This is a genomic window from Eudoraea sp. (assembly GCF_049665975.1).
Lineage (GTDB): Bacteria > Bacteroidota > Bacteroidia > Flavobacteriales > Flavobacteriaceae > Eudoraea.
The window spans coordinates 1-3,405 of record NZ_JBATGR010000260.1 but is presented as its reverse complement, the minus strand read 5'-3'; the positions used below and the strand labels follow the sequence as shown (position 1 = coordinate 3,405).

Annotated in this window: 1 protein-coding gene and 1 pseudogene; both read right to left on the bottom strand. The window is 36.9% G+C overall.

The genetic code is table 11. The features are described 5' to 3' along the window. Positions 1-187 precede the first annotated feature (187 nt). Positions 188-1,894, bottom strand: a complete 1,707-nt coding sequence (locus WBN20_RS09440; RefSeq protein WP_424281500.1) for a sodium:solute symporter — start codon at positions 1,892-1,894, stop codon at positions 188-190. Between the two features lie 102 nt (positions 1,895-1,996). Next, positions 1,997-3,405 (bottom strand): annotated as a pseudogene (locus WBN20_RS09435) (LmbE family protein); the annotation flags it as partial.

The window sequence follows — 3,405 nt, the reverse complement described above, 5'->3', positions numbered from 1 at the left end:
GCTGAAGCGGCTGGCAATGCAGATTATGTAAAGATGAACAAAGACTCTCTTAAAGAATGGGGGGCATTGTAATTCTTTCAAAATAATAATTATTTAAAAACCCCAGCCTTTTTGGTTGGGGTTTTTTTATTTCCTATAAGAATAAGTAACATTAATTAAATGTACTATCTCCGGATGTCAGATTTTATTAAGTTTTAATGGGAGGGTTCTTATGAAGTCTGTCAAATGATTCGAATATAACAGCCAATAATATAACAAATAGACAGCCTAAAGCATTTAACCACAAATACCCCATCCAATCTAAATACCATACAAATATCACAACCACCTGGGTGATAATACCCGCGATAAAAACAGCATTCCCTTTTACAAACCGGAAGAAGAAGGCTAGTAAAAACATGCCCAATATGTTTCCATAAAAAATAGATCCGATGATATTGACTAATTGGATCAGATTGTCAAAGAGGTTTGCCACACAGGCTATAAGAATAGCCACTATTCCCCAAAGTAGGGTAAATAACTTAGAAACCTTTACATAGTGTTCCGGGGAGTATTCATCCTTTTTATTTCTTTTATAAAGGTCCAGTGCGGAAATTGTACCAAGGGCATTTAATTCGGAGGCTGTGGAAGACATTGCTGCAGATAGAATAACTGCTAATAAAAGACCTACTAAACCTTTGGGGAGATAATTTAGGATAAAATGGATAAATACATAATCCTTATCGTTTGTCTCAACAGCATCATCTGCCTTTTTAATCATTGCCTTTGCCGCTTCCCTGTTGTTTTTTTCTTTTTCAATTATCAGGAGCATTTCATTTTTGGCTTCGGAAGTAACGTCTTGATCCTTTAAATCCAATGCTGTGGAATATTCATCCTGCGCTATTTTCTTTTCAATTTCCAAATTTTTATGACTTTCTTCCAATAATTTATAATCTTCCGCATAGGACGATTGCATTATGGCATTAGTTGCTGCAGGATTAAAATTTAAAGGCGATGGATTGTACTGATAAAATACAAAAACCATAACCCCAACCAGGAGAATAAAAAATTGCATAGGGATTTTTAAGATCCCATTAAAAATAAGACCTAACTGACTTTCCCTGATGGATTTACCGGAAAGATATCGTTGAACCTGACTTTGATCTGTTCCGAAATATGCCAGCATAAGAAACATTCCTCCTGTAATGCCACTCCAGAAAGTATATCTACTCCGCGGATTGAAACTGAAATCTAATATATTTAATTTATCACTTGCTCCTGCAATTTTCAAGGCTTTGGTAAATGTGATATCTGCAGGCAAATAACCCAGAATAAAAAAGAAAGCAATAAACATCCCTGTCATAATTACAAACATTTGCTGTTTTTGGGTAACACTTACTGCGTTTGTACCGCCGGAAACGGTATAAATGATAACTAAGGAGCCAATAATAATATTCAAGGTTTTTAAGTCCCACCCCAAGACGGCAGAAAGGATTATGGAAGGAGCAAAAATTGTAATTCCTGCTGCAAGGCCGCGTTGTATTAAAAACAATACGGCTGCAAGGGTACGGGTTTTAAGATCAAACCTTCTTTCAAGAAATTCGTAGGCCGTATATACCTTAAGTTTGTGATATAATGGAATAAATACGATACATATAATAATCATGGCAATGGGAAGGCCAAAATAGAATTGAACAAAACCCATTCCGTCGTGAAAAGCCTGTCCTGGTGTAGAGAGAAAAGTAATAGCGCTGGCCTGTGTAGCCATCACGGAAAGACCGATGGTCCACCATTTGGATTTATTTCCGCCCAGGACGTAGTCGTTGACGTTTTTATTACCTCTTGTTTTCCATACCCCGTAAACTACGATAAACAAGAGGGTTCCACTAAGTATAATCCAGTCCAGTTTTTCCATTTCAACTGTAAATGGTCATGATAAAATAAAAAATAAGGATGTATATCGTATTGAGAATCAAGACCAGTGTATATTCCTTTTTCCAGGTAAGTTTGTCTAGCATCATTTGCCTTTAATATCTGTAGTGTTATCTATTTGTTCTTTTCCTAAAGATAGAATATTTGCAAATAACTTATAGGCGCCGGAAACCCCTGCAGGAAGTTCTCTAAAAAAACTTATTCCGGTATAAATATAATTTCCCTTACCATATGGTGCTACAAGAAGTGCTCCATTGGTTGGCGATTCTCCTTTGTCATTCATTTGTAGAATAGGTGTGAATTTGGGATCCCATTCATCAGGAAAGTAAAGTCCTCTCTCCTGAACCCAACCCTCAAAGTCCAAATTTGTAATGGTATTGGGAAAATTAATAACGGAATGATCACTTGCAATAATCTTTACCTCAGAATCCTCATTAGTAATGCGGTCTCTGGATATTTTAAGAGGGTAGGGGGCCAGATCTTTAAAAGAGGCGTCTCTGCGCCCCGCAGTGTTATATTGTATTATAAGGTTTCCTCCCTGCTCTACATATTCCAGTAAAAAACGTTGTTTAAATTCAAGCTCTTCTATAACGTTATATGCCCTGATCCCTGTAACAACCGCGTCATATTTGTTTAGACTACCCGATTCTATAGCTGTGGGATCAATTAAATGAACGGTATAACCTATCTGTTCCAGGCTCTCAGGCACCTCATCTCCGGCACCCATTATATACCCAATATGCTCTCCAACTTTCTTAATGTTCAGTCTTACAACTTTGGCTTCGGAATGAATCAAAACGGTTTGAGTTGGGATATGGTCATAGGTAATCTCAATTAATTCTTTATCCAATTCTTTACCATCAATGTGGATAATGGGGGTTATCAGACATTCGTCTTCCTCTGCAGGAGGGGTTAGCGTAAAAACAACTGTCTTTTCATCACCCTTGTTTGCAATTTCAAATTCTATAAATTCCTCATCTACCACCCAACCTTTATTATGGCCCAATTCCACTTTACCTTTAAGTCCGCTTTTATGTGCTGTAATGGTTACAGGTATATTTCTTGGAGCTCGGTCAGCAAAGATTAATACCTTATCACCAAATCTGGCAGTAGCTTCCGGAATAATCTCAAAAGGTTCATACAGCTCCCCTTTATCAGGTTTTGAATATCTATGAATAACCGGTTTTTCTATTTTTATTGAATACCCGTTAAATTCCAATTCAAAGCTTGCGTGAAATGGGCGTATGGTTTCAGGGTTTCCTATTAGTTGCGGATCATTTACTTTGTACATGCCCAGACTTCCCTTTTCTACCAGCCAATAAGGACTGGTATAAGGCTGATCTTCAGGTATTTTAAGATCTAATACAAGGTTCTTTTTTTGATTATTAGCTAAGGGTATTTTATCCTGCTTATAAGATTCCGACGCAAGAGTAACAGAATTAAATAAAATATCAGTATTAGTTCGGTTTAGGACCTCAATATTTATCTTTACAC